The organism is Winogradskyella sp., assembly GCF_025210595.1.
GTDB lineage: Bacteria > Bacteroidota > Bacteroidia > Flavobacteriales > Flavobacteriaceae > Winogradskyella.
Genome location: NZ_JAOARH010000037.1, coordinates 1 through 18556, shown reverse-complemented (window position 1 = coordinate 18556; position 18556 = coordinate 1). Strand labels below are relative to the sequence as shown.

The following is an 18556-nucleotide window of genomic DNA, read 5'->3' as shown; positions in this document are numbered from 1 at the left end:
TGGCAAACAGTAGCTTTACCAATATCTAATGCTCTTGAAAATTTTAAATAGATGTAAATCACATTTTTTTATTAATTTTAAAGGTGTGATTACAAAATAAGTAACTTTGTAAGCTTAAATAATTTAATATGTCTGGAACATTGAACAAAGTAATGCTAATTGGGCATTTGGGTGATGAAGTAAAAATGCATTATTTCGATGATAGAAATTGTGTTGGTAGATTTCCTTTAGCAACTAACGAAACTTACACCAATAAGACCACAAACGAAAGAGTTTCTAGTACTGAATGGCATAATATTGTTGTAAGAAATAAAGCTGCTGAAATATGCGAAAAATACCTTAGCAAAGGAGACAAAGTCTATATTGAAGGTCGTATAAAAACTAGAAAATGGACAGATGATAAAGGCATGGATCGTTACTCTACCGAAATACATTGTACCGACTTTACTTTTTTAACTAACAAGAACGAGCAGCAGCAAAATCAGCAGCAAGCACAACCTCAACAACCTACTCAAAATAGCGTTACACCAGAAGTTGATGACGATTTACCATTTTAATTAATATATTTTATTTTGGATCCCGAACCCACGGTTTTATTCTCAAATTTATTAGTCTCTAATACCTCCTTTTTAACTAGTATAATTCTTCTCATTATATTACTTGCTTGTTCTGCATTAATTTCTGGCGCAGAAGTTGCATTGTTTTCATTAACAAAATCTAATATAGATAAAGGCATTGAAGAAAAATCTTCGGCAATGGAAATCATTGCTAAATTACTTGAAAGGCCTAAAAAATTACTAGCCACTATCTTGGTGGCTAACAACTTTCTTAATATTGCAATCGTCTTACTATTTGCTTATATCGGCGAAACTATTTTTAAAGACATTACTAACACTATTGTTCGGTTTTTGCTAGAAGTTGTTTCTGCAACCTTTTTAATCTTACTCTTTGGTGAAATCATTCCAAAAATTTATGCCAGCAGAAATAGCGTAAAGTTTTCTTCCTTTATGGCAAGGCCACTAAAGATATTAGATGTTGTTTTTTCTCCCATTAGCCTTCCTATGCGTTATACAACAATAAAAATTCAAAATAGATTTGGCAAGCAGCGCTCTAACCTAAGTGTAGATCAATTATCACAAGCTTTAGAGTTAACCAATAATGAAAATACTACACAAGAAGAACAAAAATTATTACAAGGTATCGTCTCTTTTGGAAACACAGATACCAAACAGGTAATGCGCCCTCGTATGGATCTATTTGCCTTAAATATTGAAACACCTTTTGAAACTGTAATTAAAGAAATTGTTGATAAAGGATATTCTAGAATTCCTATTTACGAAGAAAACATAGATAATCTAAAAGGTGTACTTTATGTAAAAGATCTTTTACCTCATTTAAACAAAAAAACGTTTGAATGGACTACGTTACTTAGAGAACCATTTTTTGTTCCAGAAAACAAGAAACTAGACGATTTAATGGTAGAATTTAAGACCAAGAAAGTACACTTAGCTGTAGTTGTAGATGAATACGGAGGCACTTCTGGTTTAGTTTCTTTAGAAGATGTTATTGAAGAAATTGTAGGTGATATTAGTGATGAGTATGACGATGACGACTTAATTTACACAAAATTAGATGATCATAATTTTAGTTTTGAAGGAAAAACACCTTTAAAAGACGTTTATAGAATCATAAACATAGAAGATAAAGCTGAAGATTTTGAAAACCAAAAAGGGGAAGCAGAAACGCTTGCAGGTTTTGTTTTAGAAATTTCTGGAGGCTTTCCAAGAATAGGAAGTAAAATAAATTTTAAAAATTACGTTTTTACTATTGAAGCCTTAGAGCGCAAACGCATAAAACAAATTAAGCTTACGCTTTTAGATAATACAAATTAAAGTTCAACTTAAAAAGATTCTTGCTAAAGTTTATCTTGAGCAGTGCCGAAAGGCAAGAAAATATATGAAACGCATAGTAATACCAATATTAAGTCTTTTTTTATTAGGCTGTGGCAATGACCCTTTACCTAAACCCAAAGCTTATTTAAGATTAGAGTACCCAGAGGCAACCTACAAAAAAGCCACAACTCCTCTTCCATTTACTTTTGATAAAAATGAAATATCATCAACAATAACTGAAGTAAAAACTCTTGGAAACACAAAAGGAATAGATGTAAAATATCCAGCTTTAAAAGCTACGATTCATTTTACATACAAAAAGGTAAATAACCGTAATTTAGACAGTCTACTTAGAGATGCACAAAATCTTACACAAAAACACACAATGAAGGCAGATGAGATATCTTACAAACCTTATGAAAATACTAAAAACAAAGTATTTGGTATGCTATACGAGGTTGGTGGTGATGCTGCATCTCAATCACAATTCTATGTTACAGATAGCATAAATCATTTTTTAAGTGGTTCTTTATATTTCTACGCAAAACCTAATTACGATTCTATTTATCCAGCCTCTGAATATCTAAAAAAAGATATTAGACGCATTATGGAATCTGTTCGTTGGAAAAATTAATTTCTATGAGAATAAAAAAGCAGCCAATCGGCTGCTTTTTTATGATTAATTATTTGGTTTTTATTGATAAACCCAAACTCCACCTTCTTTAATCACTGCAAACGATTCTGTACCTACAGAACCATCATAAATAGCTACTGTAACAACGTACTTTTGAGCTTCTTCTGCAGAAGGATTAATGTTATCTAATACAATATTAAGAGCTTCTAAAACCATTGAATTTGTCCATTCAGAAACATTACCAACTCTTCTTTCAAAATTACTATAGTTGCCCATGCTTTCAGTTGCGTCTGGATATGTTTCCCCTAAACCTGCTACAATTGCATCATAATCTGACTGCACTAATGTGTAAGCAATAGTATTGTCTGGCTCCCATATTCCATCACTAAAGCCAAATTGTAAAGTAGTTGCAATAACATCAGTATCTCCCATCCACTCACCATCTGTGAATGTATACAGGTTACCCTGTCTACTTAAACCACCATCGTAAAAATTGTATATAATAAAAATTTCATCTTCCTCTTGTGCAAAAGGATACTTAATATTTAAAAACTGAGGCAAATAATTTTCTGGCGCTACACTATTACTAAAATTATCAAAACGACCTGGTTGTCCAAATTCCTCACCCATAGAATCATAGTCTGCAGAACTTAAATAATATACACCATCAGTCAACTCCCATTCTGTACCAGAGTATGTATAATATTCGCCTAAGTTTTCTGTTTCACCTTCTACTCCAACAGCTCTAACTGCAAAATCCTGAACTCTCCATCTTGGTGAATCTGAATCTGTAGAGCTATATTTAAGTCCTACGTGAATAGTTTCACCATCATAAGTAGAAAAATCAAAATCTTCAGACGTAGTTAAATCACCATAAATGGTTTTATCAAAACTTAAAGCAGTCCAAGTAGCTGTCATAGGATCTGTACCTGTAGTATAATCTGTAGAAATCATAACATCAATCAAAGTATCGTCTCCTAAGAAATCTATTTCTTGAGTAATTTGGAATTTTAAATCTGACTGACCTGTTAAATCTATTTCTGGTGAAATAAGCCATTCTTCAACAGCGTTAGCACCACCATCATATCCAGAACCTTGAACATTAGCACCACCAACTGTCCAGCCTAACTCATCTAAACCAGATACAGATACAAGCTCAAAACTATCATAATCTGTTGGAAATGTTGCTTGATATATGTTAGCTAAACCAACTTGTGGCGTGCTAACATATTGTTGAAAAGTTGCTAAAACAAGTTGGTCCTCCACTGGATCAGAAATTTGAGCATCTAAAATTGCTGGAATAAAATCTGATGGTTCTTCATTAGGATAAAACCCAAAAGCATCACTACCAAAAGAGGTGTAATCAGAATTTTGCAGGCTGTATGTATCTGATGTTATAAAATCACTTACACCCTCTGCGTCACCTACAAACAAATTATAACCTACATTAATTGTAGATCCTTGCCCGAAATTTGGATATTTACCCGACAAAAATCCTGGCAAAGCTAACTTAGCAGCTTCAACAGATTCAAAATAAATATTATCTAACTCTAATTCTGTATAATCATCTTCAATTAGTGTATAATCTAAAATGCCTACAATTGGGTTTTCAACCGCATCAATGTCATCATTGATATCTTCTAAAGGATTACAACCTGTAAAGATTGTTCCTATTACAATTAATAAATAAACTAATTTTTTCATTTTCTTTTTTTTTAAAAATTAAGCTTCATCCCAACACTAAATGTTCTTCCAAAACCGTAATATACTAAAGCCGTTTCAGCATTTGAATCTGAACCATCTTGAGCATCAGCTATATATTCTGTATCGAATATGTTATTAATTCTACCTGTTAAAGTTGCCTTAAAAGACCCAAAATCAAACTTATGATTTAGAGCAGCATCAAAAATGCCATAATCTGGCAATTCCCAAGCATCTGGTCTTCTAGTTGATCTATCACTAGGATTAAAATCTGCATATAAATTACCAAAGTAGTTATAATCTACTGACAACCTTGTGTCACTAGAGAATCTATAATCTGCGCCTAGAGCTAAAGTAGTTTGTGCAGCATCACCTACATGTAAATCTTTAATTAAAATATCTACAGTATCTACTAAGTTTTGTTCTTCATCACGTATTTCTACATTCTTTATATCGTCTTTCCAAATCCAATCACCAAAAGAAGCCATACCATTAAAGCTTAATTTATCAGTTGCTCGATATTTAAAATCTATTTCAACACCTTGATGTAGTGCATTTACACCTAGTACATTTGCAAAAGCAACTGTTCCATCTGGTTGTTGAAAACGGAAAATCTCTGTTCTATCATTCCAAGTAGTGTGGTATAAATTTATATTAGCAGAAAACTTCTCACCTCTATAACCGTAACCTAACTCAAAGCTAGTAATTTTTTGATTCTCAGCACCATCATTAATATCTTCATTATTAAATAATGGAAAAACAGATCTAAAGTTAGGTGCTTTTTCAAAATACCCTAAATTAGCAAATACATTATGATTTTCATCAATATTATAATTAGCACCTCCTTTACCACTGAAGCCAAAGAAATTATAACGATCGGTTTCTTGTAATGGATCACTATCTAGATAATTAAAATAATCTATTCTTTTGTAAGAAGTATTTGACGCTGCAAGCGAAACAAACGCAGACAATTTATCTTTAGAATACTCCAATTGACTAAAAGCTCCTAACCAGCCAACTATACCATCATTATGATAGTTAATCTTATCACCAACTTGAGATATTCCTAATGGGTTGTTTACGTTTGACCCAGAATCTGCATAATATTGTCCACCTAACAGATCTGTTACTTCTTGAAAGTGTATCCCTTTATAATACCTATAGTCTAAACCACCTAACAATACTAATTCATCAGACAAATCTGTTTTTAAAGTAGAAAGCACTCCATACCATTTATGATCATTACGAGATGCTCTCAAAATTGTCTCAGAACCATTTGCACCTAACGCTTCATTTTCATCAACTATTTTATCAAAGTTTATAGGACCATATAAACCATCTCTATAATCACTTGTTCCATCCGCATTAATTATAAATTTATTAACACCGCGGATACCTCCGCCGCCACCAGTACCAAAAGATGCATAAACCGCTGTTGATAATTGTGTCTTATTACTTATATCCCAATAATGATTTAAAGACATCTGTGGTTTATGGTAGAAATTATCTTCTTGGAATGTAACTTGACCATTTTTATAACCCCAATCTGCATTAAACTTTCTCCCTCTTTCACTTCTTCTATAAGTTTCTATAAGTTGTCTATTTTGTCTCTGACCATGTTGTTGTTTTGCGCCAAAAGCAGTAAATGATAATTTATGCTTTTCGTTTATTTCTTTAGAAATGTTCACAAAATAAGCTACTGCATTAAATTGAGTACCATCTACATAACCATCACCATCTGTTTTTGCAGCAGAAACTGTAGCTGCGAAACCATTATCCATTAAACCTGTTGAGTAGGTTACGCCATATTTTTCGTAACCGTCATTACCTAAAGTTGCATAAACGTTTCCTCCAGACTCAATATCGGTTGTTTTTGTAAGAATATTAATTGTACCACCTACAGATGGTACTGCAACTCTTGCCGCACCTAAACCTCTTTGCACTTGCATAGAGCTTGTAACATCACCTAAACCTGCCCAGTTACTCCAAAAAACACGACCATTTTCCATATCGTTAACTGGCACACCATTTATCATAACCGCCACATTCTCAGAATCAAAACCACGTAAATTTATACGTCCATCACCAAAACCACCACCAGCTTTGGTTGCATATACACCAGGTGTAGATTTTAAAACTTCTGGAAACTCTTGTGTTCCTAATTTTAACTGAATCTCTGTTGCTCTAATTGTAGAAACAGCAACAGGTGTTTTTCTATCAACAGCTACAGATGCAACTAACACTATTTCATCTAGACCAACATCACTAGATACTAACGTAATTGTTCCTAAGTCTGTATCACCATTAAAAACAATTGTTTGAGACACATAGCCTACATAAGAAACTATTACTTCTCCAGAACTAGACTCCGTAGTAATACTAAAATTACCATCAAAATCTGTTGTAGCTCCTTTTGTAGTTCCTTTAACTATCACATTAGCTCCTGGAAGAGGCGAATTCAAATCACCATCCATTACTTTACCTGTAATAGTTGATTGAGCAAACGCTACTGTAGTGAATAGCATCATTACAGCAACAAATAAAATTTGATTAAATTTTTTCATATAAAATTTAAATTAATTGGTTTCAATAATTGTCGCAAAATTACACATAAGGCTAATTATAACATTACCTAAATGTTAATAATTTTAACACAACTAAGTTAATTATACTTTTTGCATTTTTTATGCATGCATAATTATTCTTATGAAGAACTTGTTAAACAGTTCTTAACAATTGTTTTTGTAAAATTTTAATAAATTCTGAGTTGATGAATCGTGGTTTTCTGTATTATCATCACTTTTTAACTCATTTAGAATAGACTTAGCTAGTTGTTTACCTAATTCAACACCAAATTGATCATAACTGTAGATATTCCAGATAATGCCTTGTACAAATATTTTATGTTCGTACATAGCAATGAGCTTACCTAAACTTTCTGGTGTTAGCTTTTTAATGAGTATAGAGGTTGTAGGCTTATTGCCTTTAAACACTTTGTAAGGAAGTAGTCTCTTTTTTTGTTCTTCGGAAATGTCTTGACCATTTAATTCTTCCAAAACTTCATCTTTAGTTTTACCATTCATTAAAGCTTCTGTCTGTGCAAAATAATTAGACATTAATTTATCATGATGATCTTTGTTTCCATAAAGTGATTCTATAAAACCTATAAAATCTGCCGGTATTAATTTAGTACCTTGGTGAATTAATTGAAAAAATGCATGCTGCGAATTGGTACCTGGTTCTCCCCAAATAATTGTACCTGTTTGATAATTAATCGCATTTCCGTTTCTATCTACATATTTACCATTACTTTCCATAATGCCTTGCTGCAAATAGGTTCCGAATTGATTTAGATACTGTGTATAAGGTATTATTGCTTCACTTTCTGCCTTAAAGAAATTATTATACCAAATTGTTAACAAAGCTGAAATTACAGGTATGTTATTTTCAAATTCTGATGTCCTAAAATGCTCATCCATTTTGTTTGCGCCTACTAGTAAGTTTTCAAAATTTTCATAACCTAATGATAAACTTATAGACAGACCTACAGCACTCCAAAGCGAAAAACGGCCACCAACCCAATCTTTCATCGGAAAGACATTAGCCTCATCGATACCAAATGCTTTTACACTTTCAATATTTGTAGAAACCGCTACAAAATGCTTAGAAATTGCTTCATTTGGTAGCGACTTAAGAAACCAAGATTTTATTGAATTGGCATTAGATAAGGTTTCTTGGGTCGTAAAAGTTTTAGAAACAATAACAAAAAGTGTGGTTTCTGGATTTAAGTTTTTTACAACTTCGTTATAATGATCACCATCTACATTACTTACAAAATGTGTGCTTAAATGGTTTTTATAATACTGAAGTGAATCTACAACCATTGCTGGCCCAAGATCTGAACCTCCTATACCAATATTCACTACATCTGTCATAGGTTTCCCTGTAAATCCCTTATGCTCACCACTTACTACAGACTGTGTGAAATTTTTAATCTTTTGTTTAACTTCAAAAACTTCTGGTATAACATTCTTTCCGTCTACAAAAACTTCATCATCATTATTAGTTCTTAATGCTGTATGCAACACTGCTCTACCTTCTGTTGCATTTATAATCTCTCCTTCAAAATATTTTGTAATAGCATCCTTTAAATCTACTTCATTAGCAAGCTCAATGAGCATACTTAGAGTTTCTTTTGTAAATCTATTTTTTGAAAAATCCACATAAAAATCTTCCCACTCAACAGTTAAATCTTTCACTCTATTGGGATTAACCTCAAAAAGTTCTTTTAGATGTTTTGGTTTTATTGTTTCAAAATGTGATTGTAACGCTCCCCAAGATTCTGTTGTTGTTGGATTAATAGATTTAAGTGCCATTATTGTATATCTGTATTATTGCCTTCAGTTATTGTATTCTCTATACTTTCAGGTTCAGTTTCTAAAAAGAAAATATCATCCAACCTTTTTTTGATAGGCTTTATATAATCTAAATATTTCACTTTTAAACTATCTGAAATAGGTTCTGCTTCTGGTAATTTTTGTCTAAACGGATCTACTTGTTTTCCGTTTTTCCAAAAACGATAACACACATGAGGTCCACCAGTATTACCTGTCATACCAACCCAACCAATCACATCACCTTGTTTTACATATTGTCCTTTTTTTACATTCTGAGCTTTCATATGTAAATATTGAGTGCTATAAGTGGCATTATGTCTTATCTTAACATACTTACCATTTCCGCCTCGCCTAGTAGATTCTATAACAGTTCCATTGGCTGTTGCCATAATTGGTGTACCAACTGGTGCAGCAAAATCAGTTCCTTTATGAGGCCTTACTTTGTAACCATAATACGCTATACGTCGTTTAAGGTTATAACGGGAAGATAATCTACCAAATTTCACTGGCATCTTTAAAAAAGCTCGACGCAAGTTTTTAGCATCTTCACTAAAGTAATCTACTATATTTTTTATGGAATCTGTTTTAAACTCAAAGGCATAAAGCGAATCACCATTATGCTCAAAATAAGCTGCTTTAACATCATGCACACCTGCATAAATTGTGTCGTTTATATACTTATCTGTATAGATTACTTTAAACCTGTCACCTGGTTGAAGACGCCTAAAATCTATAGTCCACGCATAAATATCATCTGCCATTTTAAAAGCTAGTTTTTGACTAAGTCCTTTTTTCTCTAAGGTTTCTGATATATTATTCTCTATAACACCTGTAGCCGTTTTTTCTACATAAGTTATAGGCTTTGTTCTTTTATAAGCCTGAATAGAATCTTTAAAATCTATAACAACATAATCTTCTAAATTTTGTTGATAGATGAACGTTGTAGGTTTTTGGACACTATCATTTGCTTTTTCTTTAGAAAACAATAATGTATATGGCTTACCGACTTGTAGCTTGGTTGCAATATCAAAAGTGTCTTTTGATTTTTCTGCTATTTGAAATATTTTCGGATACCCTATATTATTTCGTTCTAAAATAATCCCGAAAGTATCACCTTTTTTAACAGTATCTCTTTTAAACTCATACTCTTCTACATCAAAACCAAATTCTAAAACTTGCTTTTGTTCAACTCTCTCTACTACACCTTTATTAGTATTTTTCTTTGACTCATCATTGTTACATGCTAAGAAAAATACCGTAACAAAGGCTAGTGCCATTAACCCTCTTAAACGCATCAATACTGCTATTTATAAATTATTTCCCCAATTTTTCAACTCCTCTTCTGTCCATAAATCTGGAAAGAAAATACGTCTTTGATATCTTGGATGCATATATTTTTTCCAATCGCTTCCTCCTGTTGCTTCTCCATCACCAATACCGCTTTCTATATAATGTTTTGCCGCATTATAATGTGCCATTACCCAAGTTACATTAACAGTATAATCAAAATGGCGCATTGCTTTAATTAAATCTTCGTTTTTTTGATCTTCTTCAGGTAATTCTTTAAAACGTGTCCAAAGATTTTTAGTGTTATACTCTTTCATAAATCTTAAAAACTCATCTTTATATCGCTCTTCAAAGTTGATTAAAAGTGTAGATTTCTTACCTGTTTTATGGTCCTTGCCTGCGGCTTGCCAATACAAATGTTCAAAAGCATGTGTGTACGGCGTATTCCTATCAATACTAGCTCTAAATCTATAATCAATAAGATTAATCAACTCAGTTGAAGCAAACTCAATTAAACGATATTGAGCGCTTTGAAAACCACTTGCTGGTGTTAAAGTATATCTAAATTTCATATACTGCTCTACATCCATACCATCTCTCATAATATTGAAAGATGTCGTAAGCATATCAAAATAACGACTAATACGCATTAATCTGTTTTCAAAAAAGACTACATCTAAACCTTCCTTATTTGCTACTTGAGAAATTTCCCAGAGTATCATTTTAAAAATAAGTTCATTGATTTGATGATAGGCTATAAATACCATCTCATCTGGAAGCGTGGTACGCTGAATTTGAAGACTTAATAACGCATCGGTTTGTATATAATCCCAATATGTAATTGGCTTACTGTAAAGTAAGCCATATAAATGATCATCTGTGTTTTGATCTATTTTATTATACTTCTCTTGAAGCTCATTTAAAATCTCTGTGTAATTAGGTTGGTCTGGCATAAATTAATTTTCAAGTTCTATAGGAAAATAGTGTTTTAGCCCTTTAAATTGTATTAAATCTGCACGTAAAGAGCCTACAGCTAAATCTGCTTTTATTTTTAGTGGAATTTTATTTTTATCTGCACTAACCCATAAGGTTAAACTTTCTTCTTCTTTAAAAACACGACCTGCCATTACATAAGGCCTAAATTTTATAGATTTAACTTTAACCTTAGAGCCATTTATATCTACTTTTATGGTTTCTTTACCAAGATACTTAAGCTTAAAACCATAATTTTCTTCATCAAAAAACATATTGGTTGTTATTTCATCTCCACTTTTTAAAGAAGATATATCAATATTATTTCTTAGATAGTAATACATAGACACCATGTCTTGCACACCCTCTTCTGTTGAAATGGTCTTTATCTTTTTGTGCTTTTTGTTATTTACAATGGCTTTTTGCTCTTCATGATTGAACTCTATTTCTATATCTTTAGTATGACCACCTTCATCTATTTTTCTAATAAATTTATAAGGCATTCCTGTTTCTTTATCGAAATAGCTTTCATAACGATCTCTAACTTTAAAAAAGAAATTGACGGCTCCAGTTGTTTTTCCTTTACCTACAACATGATAAACTTTTTTACCATTGAGTCTTTTTTCATCAACTTTTAGAGTAGCTTCTCCTGCTTTAAACCAACCACTGTAACTCATTTTAAACTTAAACCATTCGCCTTTTTGAAAAGCAGGTTCTTGATTTACATTTGCTGTTTTTAACCCTATAAAAAAAATAAATATGGTGAGTAAATATTTCATAGTATTTAGAATATGTAAATTTAAATAATGTAACTCAATTTTTACGTTACAATCACATTAAATACAATTTCTATTCCAAATCTATTAAAACCTTGAAACACAATCAAAAAACTTAAAGCATTTTATATTTTTTTGATCAATGCTCACATTTCAAATACTTAACGATATAAAAAAGAAGTTCTTAAGCCTTTATGAAAAAACCTGTTGAAATAATTAAGTGTAGATAATAATATATGCTTTATTTCCTTTGCCTTAAACAGAAAGAGCTTTAAGGTTAGTCTTATTATAAAGCGCGTTTAGAGTTTAGGGATCTAAACGCGCTTCTATTTTTTTACAATGTACCTCTTTTGGCTTGTTCTCTTTCGATAGATTCGAATAAAGCCTTAAAGTTACCAGCTCCAAATCCTCTTGCTCCCATACGCTGTATAATTTCAAAAAATAAGGTTGGTCTGTCTTCTACTGGTTTTGTAAATATTTGTAATAAGTAGCCTTCTTCATCAGCATCTATCATTATACCAAGGCTTTTTAACATTTCAATATCTTCTCTCAGCTCGTGACTAAATTCTTCTAATCTTCCAGGTACTGCTCTATAATATTCTTCTGGTGGTATAGATAAAAATTCTACACCTCTTGCTCTCATAGCTGTTACGGTTTTAATAATATCATCAGTAGCTACAGCAATATGTTGCACTCCTGGACCTTCATAAAAATCCAAGTACTCTTCTATTTGAGAACGTTTTTTTCCTTCTGCTGGTTCATTGATTGGGAATTTTATACGTCCGTTGCCATTACTCATTACTTTACTCATTAATGCTGAATACTCTGTATGGATTTGCTTATCATCAAAAGACAAGAAGTTAACAAATCCCATAACGTCTTCGTACCATTTTACCCAAGTATTCATTTCACCCCAACCTACATTACCAACCATGTGGTCTACATATTTTAAACCTACTGGTTCTGGGTTATAATCAGACTCCCACTTTTCAAATTTTGGCATAAATACACCATTGTAGTTTTTACGCTCTACAAACATATGTACTGTTTCTCCATAAGTATAAATTCCAGCCCTAACTACTTCACCATGCTCATCTTTTTCTACAACAGGTTCCATGTATGATTTAGCGCCTCTTTTTATTGTCTCTTCATAAGATTTACGAGCATCATCTACCCATAGTGCTACAACTTTAACACCATCACCATGTTTTACAATATGATCATTTATTGGATGCTTAGAATTTAATGGTGTTGTAAGCACTAATTTAATTTTATCTTGCTTTACAACATAAGAAACAGTCTCTTTACTACCTGTTTCCAATCCTTTATATGCATAAGATTGAAAGCCAAAGGCTGTTTTGTAAAAATGTGCTGCTTGCTTAGCATTACCTACATAAAACTCTACATAATCTGTACCTAAAAGTGGCAAAAAATCTTGTGCACCTTCAAATATTTTTTCTAGACCGTAATTAACGGATTTTATCTCCTTTGCCATAAAAAAAAATTTATTCTTAATATTTTGAATCTATATCTCTCATTATTTCTTCGAATGATTTTTCCTTTTTTTCATTCGCTTTTAACGTATCTTCTTCAATAACATATGCATCATCATTTAATGAATCTGAAACCATATCTTCTTGCACTTCTATAACACTAGAACCATCTTCTTCTATGTCTCCAGATTGTATTTCATCTAACATACCAGACGACAACATTGTTCCGTAAAAAATTAAAGCAATTATTGTGACTAACAAAATCAATCCATTTAAAACAATTGCTATAATATTAACAATCTTTGCCGTATTAACATTACTCCTAGATTGGTATGAAAAAGCGTCTGGGTTATCGCCATATTCACGTAAACTTTTATTAGCGGTTACCAATCCAATAATCGCCATAATTAAAGGCACTATCGCTGTTAAGCCATAACAACAACAGCCTGCAACACCTATTACTAAAGCTAATATCCCTAAAATTAAAGCTAAAGGATCTGCAGATAATTTATTTTGATTCATTTATTCTTTTTTGTAAAAACAGAAATAACATTTTACTCTAACCAAGACTTATAGTAGTCTTCATCTGCAATCTTCATTGCCTCTTCAGTGACCATCAATGGTTTAAATGTGTCTACCATTACCGCTAATTCTAAAGTCTCTTTTTCACCTATACTACGCTCGGTTGCACCTGGATGTGGTCCGTGTGGAATTCCTGCTGGATGCAATGAAATATGACCTGCTTCAATATCATTTCTACTCATAAAATCACCATCTACATAGTACAATACCTCATCACTATCTATATTGCTATGATTATAAGGTGCTGGTATTGCATCTGGATGGTAATCATACAATCTTGGCACAAAGCTACATATCACAAAAGTATCAGTCTCAAAAGTTTGATGAATTGGTGGTGGCAAATGTATACGGCCTGTAATAGGTTCAAAATCGTGAATAGAAAACGCATACGGATAATTATAGCCATCATAGCCTACCACATCAAAAGGGTGAGAGGCATATACCATTTCTATAATCTCATCTTGTTTTTTCACCTTCATTAAAAAGTCACCATTCTCATTATACGTTTCCAGTTCTTGTGGTTGACGAAAATCTCGCTCACAAAATGGAGAATGCTCTAGTAGTTGCCCAAACCAATTACGATAGCGCTTTGGTGTATATACAGGGCTATAAGATTCTACAATAAACAGACGATTATCCTCATTATCAAAATCTAGTTTATAGATCATTCCACGTGGTATTACTAAATAATCACCATACTTAAAATCTAGATTACCCATATGTGTACGCAGTTTTCCGGTACCTTTATGAATAAAAATTATTTCATCTGCGTCTGTATTTTTATAAAAGTAATCTTTTGTAGATTGTTTTGGTGCTGATAAAATCACATTACAGTCACTATTGGTAAGCACTACTTTTCGACTTTCTAAATAATCATCAACTTGTGGTACTTGAAAACCTCTAAAGCGATATGACTTAATATTGTTAGCCAATGCTACTTTAGGCGCTACAGAATATTGCTTACGAATTTCTTTAACCTGAGTTGGTCTTTGCTCATGGTACAAATTAGCTGACATTCCGTCGAAACCAATGGTACCAAACAGTTGCTCATAATATAAGCTTCCGTCTTCTTTACGAAATTGCGTATGACGCTTCGGTGGAATTTTTCCTAATTTATGATAAAATGGCATGGCTTGATTTAAATTTTAAAATTTATGGTTTATAGAACTTATAAGCTGTAGTCAACAACGCTGTTTCTAAAGGTACAAAAATTGAGGAGAACAACTAAGATTAAATTAGATTCCTAGCTATACAGGAATAACAAAAATGCTATTCTGGATCCCTCTTAATAAGGAAATGTAAATGAAGTTTTAAATTTTCCCAAAATGGTTTCATAATGTTACAAATTTGGCAAATTTTTAATTTAAAACCAAAATCCAAGATTAAAAAACCAATAATCTTCACCTGTTTCTGGAGAATAAGTATACCTAGCTTCTAAAGGTCCTAAAAAAGTTTCTAAAGAATATCCAAGAGCATAGCCTGTATAATCTGGTGTTGACAACCAATTACCTGTTTCAAACAATTGGTTTTCTACATTAGCGTAATTTGCCATTAATAATACATGATGATTATTTAGCCATTCATAATCTAAAGTAAAAGTTGCTTTAACAAAACTATCTCCTGTTATGTCTATATAATCATAACCATAAAAGCTATAAAAATTATTAATTAAATTATTAGCATATCCTCCCAATGCAAAACCAAGTGCTGTCGCTGAATCATCACCTAATTTAAAACCTCCACTTGTTTCTGTTTTTAATGCTAATTTTTCACTAAAGCTAAAGGCATAACCTAGGTCTGCTTTTGCTATAGAAAATGGTTTAAAATCGGAGTTAAAATCTGATGCATTTACATACCAATGAAAATCACCATTAAAGTAAGCGCCACTTTTTGGAAAGTAAGGATCACTATAACTATCGTATTTTAAATTTCCGAATAGACTTAAATAATCTGTATTCTCAAAAATAAATTCGTCATCCTGATTTTCAGAAATCAGCGTTTCTGAAGTAATTTTTAATCGTTTATGCTCACCCCCTAATCTTAATGAAAAATCTTTTCTAAATAACGTTTGTAAATAAACCTGATTGGTAAAATCTTGAAAGTGAATACTTATTTTATTTAAGTTATCTAACATAGGTGAGCCACTTTCTAGCACTAAACTTGGATTTACACTTTTATTAAACTGATTGTATCTTGATTTAATTCCAACACTTAAGTAAAAACCTTTATCTATAAAATAATCTAAATTATATCTGGTGTTATCCCCAAGCATAACATCTAAAGATGCTATATCGTTATTAAACAGCAGTCCTTTTTTAGTAAGATTTGCCAGCGCAGCACTTTTATATAAACCATCATAATGCACACCTAATTTTAAAAATGCTGTGGCTTCAGATTCTCTTATGTGACCATTCAATCTGTATTGATTAATACTATCTGTTGGCTCTAAATAATATCTAAATGTTTCAAAATTATTTGTAGCAATAATATTATTAATACGACTTTTAAAATCCTCATAACTCAAAGTTTCATTGCCTCTAAGTTTTAATTTTCCTAAAAAATAGGACCTTGTATAACGTTCATTTCCTTTAATTTTTACAGATTTTATATTAATACTATCTATAATTTTGAGATGTGGGCGGTTTGGTAAACTTTTTTGAATGCTTTTTAATTTATTTAAAACATCTATTTTAGACTTTGCAGCTTTTTCCCCATTTGCAATAATATCATCACCCTCATCAAAAGAAAGCACAGAATACTTTGTTATATCTGGTTTTATATAAATATCGGTTAATGGCACTTTACCCTTCATTGCATTAATTGTTCTAAAATTATTTATCTGCAATAGAATTTCTGGCGCTGTCTTTAAATCTTCTTTATCTCTCAAATCATCTTGTACATCAACACCTATAATGATATCCATACCTTTTGCTCTTAATTCTTCAACAGGAAAATTATTAGTAACACCTCCATCAATTAAAATATCATCTCCTATAATAACAGGCTGAAAAAAAGAAGGTAAAGCACCACTTGCAGTTACCGCTTCTGCAAGTCTACCACTATCTAATATTAAAGATTCGCCTGTTTCCACATTGGTTGCAACACAAAAAAACGGAATTGGCAATTTTTTAAAATCTCTTACATCGTTAACAGGAAGCATCATATGGTATAATAAATTATATACATTTTGCCCTCTAGATAAACCCGATGGTAGGTTAATCTTAAAATTATCAAATGGTATACTTATGGCATATTTTTCAGAATTTTCGCGCTCATAAAAGGATTTAGCTTCTCTTGGAAATTCATCATTAATTAATTCATCAAAATCAATAGTTTTAAAGACCTCTTCTAATTGTTTACCTGAGTATCCTGTTGCATATAAAGAGCCAATAATAGCTCCCATGCTTGTACCTGCAATATAATCTATCTTAATACCTAAACTATCTATAACTTTTAAAGCACCAATATGCGCAAAGCCTTTTGCTCCACCTCCGCTTAAAACCAGACCAACCTTTGGCTCTTTATCATCTTGTGCTTGAAGATTATTAAAACCTAGCATTAATTGAAAGAGAATTAATAAAAAGAAAACATGTATTCGGCTGTATGTTTGGGACATATTTATTCTTTATGATAATAGTTATACACTTTATTGGCTCTCGAAACTCCAATCACCGCTTCTAGTTCATCTAATTTAGCATTAGCAATTCGCTTTACGGTTTTAAATTGCTTCATTAAATCTATAATAGTCTGCTCACCAACACCAGATATATTTTCAAGTTCTGTAGTTAAAGCACTCTTACTTCTTCTATTTCTATGATGCTCTATGCCAAAACGATGCGCTTCATTTCGTAATTGCTGAATAATTTTTAGTGTTTCGCTTTTTTTGTTTAAATATAAGGGAATTGGATCATCTGGGTAAAACAATTCTTCTAAACGTTTTGCTATTCCGATTATGGCAATTTCCCCTCTTAACTCTAAAGCATCTAGACTTTTAAGTGCGGAAGACAATTGCCCCTTACCTCCATCAATAATTATAAGTTGCGGTAAGGATTGATCTTCATCTAACAAACGTTTATAACGTCTATAAACAACTTCTTCCATAGATGCAAAATCATCTGGCCCTTCAACTGTTTTTATATTAAAATGACGATAATCTTTCTTACTAGGTTTTCCGTTTTTAAATACTACACAAGCTGCTACAGGATTTGTACCTTGAATATTAGAGTTATCAAAACATTCAATATGTCTTGGTTCTTCAGACAACCGTAGATCTGCTTTCATTTGCGCCATTATTCTATTGGCATGACGGTCTGGATCTACGATTTTTATTTGCTTTAATTTATCCATGCGGAAATATTTTGCATTGCGCACAGATAAATCCACTATACTTTTTTTATCTCCAAGTTTTGGAACAGTTACCTTAATCTTTTCACCTAAATCTACCTTAAAAGGCACATATATTTCTTTAGAATTTGAATTGAATCGTTGACGGATTTCTGTTATCGCTATTTCTAACAACTCCTTATCGGTTTCTTGTAATTTCTTCTTTATTTCTAAAGTATGAGACCTAATAATTGAACCATAACTTATCTGTAAAAAATTGATATAAGCATAGGTTTCATCACTTACAATAGAAAACACATCTACATTACTAATCTTAGGATTTACGACAGTAGATTTAACCTGATAATTTTCTAAAATTTCGAGTTTTTCCTTTATTCTTTGAGCATCTTCAAACTGCATAGCTTCGGCATGCTGCTTCATTTGAACTCTAAATTGCTGTAACGAATCTTTAAAATTTCCTTTTACAATTTGCCTAACA

14 protein-coding genes are annotated in these 18556 nt (G+C 31.9%); 3 read left to right on the top strand and 11 right to left on the bottom strand.

All coding sequences use genetic code 11. The annotated features are described in order from the left end of the window. The first annotated feature begins 128 nt into the window (after positions 1-128). The 3 genes from N4A42_RS03635 (at position 129) to gldD (ending at position 2526) form a co-directional block, all read left to right on the top strand. Complete coding sequence (locus tag N4A42_RS03635; protein WP_294070004.1) at positions 129-557, top strand: single-stranded DNA-binding protein; 429 nt, start codon at positions 129-131, stop codon at positions 555-557. A gap of 15 nt (positions 558-572) precedes the next feature. Then, positions 573-1892, top strand: coding sequence for a gliding motility-associated protein GldE (locus N4A42_RS03630; protein WP_294070001.1), 1320 nt, complete (start codon positions 573-575; stop codon positions 1890-1892). 64 nt (positions 1893-1956) lie between these two features. Next, the gene (gene gldD / locus N4A42_RS03625; protein ID WP_294069998.1) at positions 1957-2526 is read left to right on the top strand and encodes a gliding motility lipoprotein GldD; all 570 of its coding nucleotides are present in this window, start codon (positions 1957-1959) and stop codon (positions 2524-2526) included. A gap of 60 nt (positions 2527-2586) precedes the next feature. Here gldD and N4A42_RS03620 read toward each other — a convergent pair whose 3' ends face one another. From N4A42_RS03620 to N4A42_RS03570, 11 genes are all read right to left on the bottom strand, one after another. Then, entirely contained in the window at positions 2587-4230 is a 1644-nt protein-coding gene (locus N4A42_RS03620) for a choice-of-anchor J domain-containing protein (RefSeq protein ID WP_294069995.1), read from the bottom strand. A gap of 11 nt (positions 4231-4241) precedes the next feature. Further along, positions 4242-6791 carry a TonB-dependent receptor gene (locus N4A42_RS03615; RefSeq protein ID WP_294069992.1) on the bottom strand — a complete coding sequence of 850 codons (2550 nt, stop codon included), beginning with the start codon at positions 6789-6791 and terminating at the stop codon, positions 4242-4244. A 165-nt stretch (positions 6792-6956) separates the two neighbouring features. Beyond that, positions 6957-8603: a glucose-6-phosphate isomerase gene (gene pgi, locus N4A42_RS03610; RefSeq protein WP_294069989.1), complete on the bottom strand. Its 1647-nt coding sequence runs from the start codon at positions 8601-8603 to the stop codon at positions 6957-6959. Further along, positions 8603-9901, bottom strand: coding sequence for a peptidoglycan DD-metalloendopeptidase family protein (locus N4A42_RS03605; protein ID WP_294069986.1), 1299 nt, complete (start codon positions 9899-9901; stop codon positions 8603-8605). Before N4A42_RS03605 ends, pgi begins: the two co-directional genes overlap by 1 nt. A gap of 30 nt (positions 9902-9931) precedes the next feature. Beyond that, positions 9932-10864, bottom strand: a complete 933-nt coding sequence (locus tag N4A42_RS03600; protein WP_294069983.1) for a tryptophan 2,3-dioxygenase family protein — start codon at positions 10862-10864, stop codon at positions 9932-9934. A 3-nt stretch (positions 10865-10867) separates the two neighbouring features. Next, on the bottom strand, positions 10868-11662 hold the full coding sequence (locus tag N4A42_RS03595; protein WP_294069980.1) for a DUF3108 domain-containing protein: 795 nt from the start codon (positions 11660-11662) through the stop codon (positions 10868-10870). 331 nt (positions 11663-11993) lie between these two features. Beyond that, positions 11994-13154 (bottom strand): 4-hydroxyphenylpyruvate dioxygenase, encoded by a 1161-nt coding sequence (gene hppD / locus N4A42_RS03590; RefSeq protein ID WP_294069978.1) that lies wholly within the window; start codon positions 13152-13154, stop codon positions 11994-11996. A gap of 16 nt (positions 13155-13170) precedes the next feature. Further along, positions 13171-13674 (bottom strand): CCC motif membrane protein, encoded by a 504-nt coding sequence (locus tag N4A42_RS03585; protein ID WP_294069976.1) that lies wholly within the window; start codon positions 13672-13674, stop codon positions 13171-13173. A gap of 32 nt (positions 13675-13706) precedes the next feature. After that, positions 13707-14864 carry a homogentisate 1,2-dioxygenase gene (locus N4A42_RS03580; RefSeq protein ID WP_294069973.1) on the bottom strand — a complete coding sequence of 386 codons (1158 nt, stop codon included), beginning with the start codon at positions 14862-14864 and terminating at the stop codon, positions 13707-13709. A gap of 233 nt (positions 14865-15097) precedes the next feature. After that, positions 15098-17350, bottom strand: a complete 2253-nt coding sequence (locus tag N4A42_RS03575; RefSeq protein ID WP_294069971.1) for a patatin-like phospholipase family protein — start codon at positions 17348-17350, stop codon at positions 15098-15100. A 2-nt stretch (positions 17351-17352) separates the two neighbouring features. Beyond that, a partial coding sequence (locus N4A42_RS03570; protein WP_294069969.1) for an excinuclease ABC subunit UvrC occupies positions 17353-18556 on the bottom strand: 1204 nt, incomplete at its 5' end.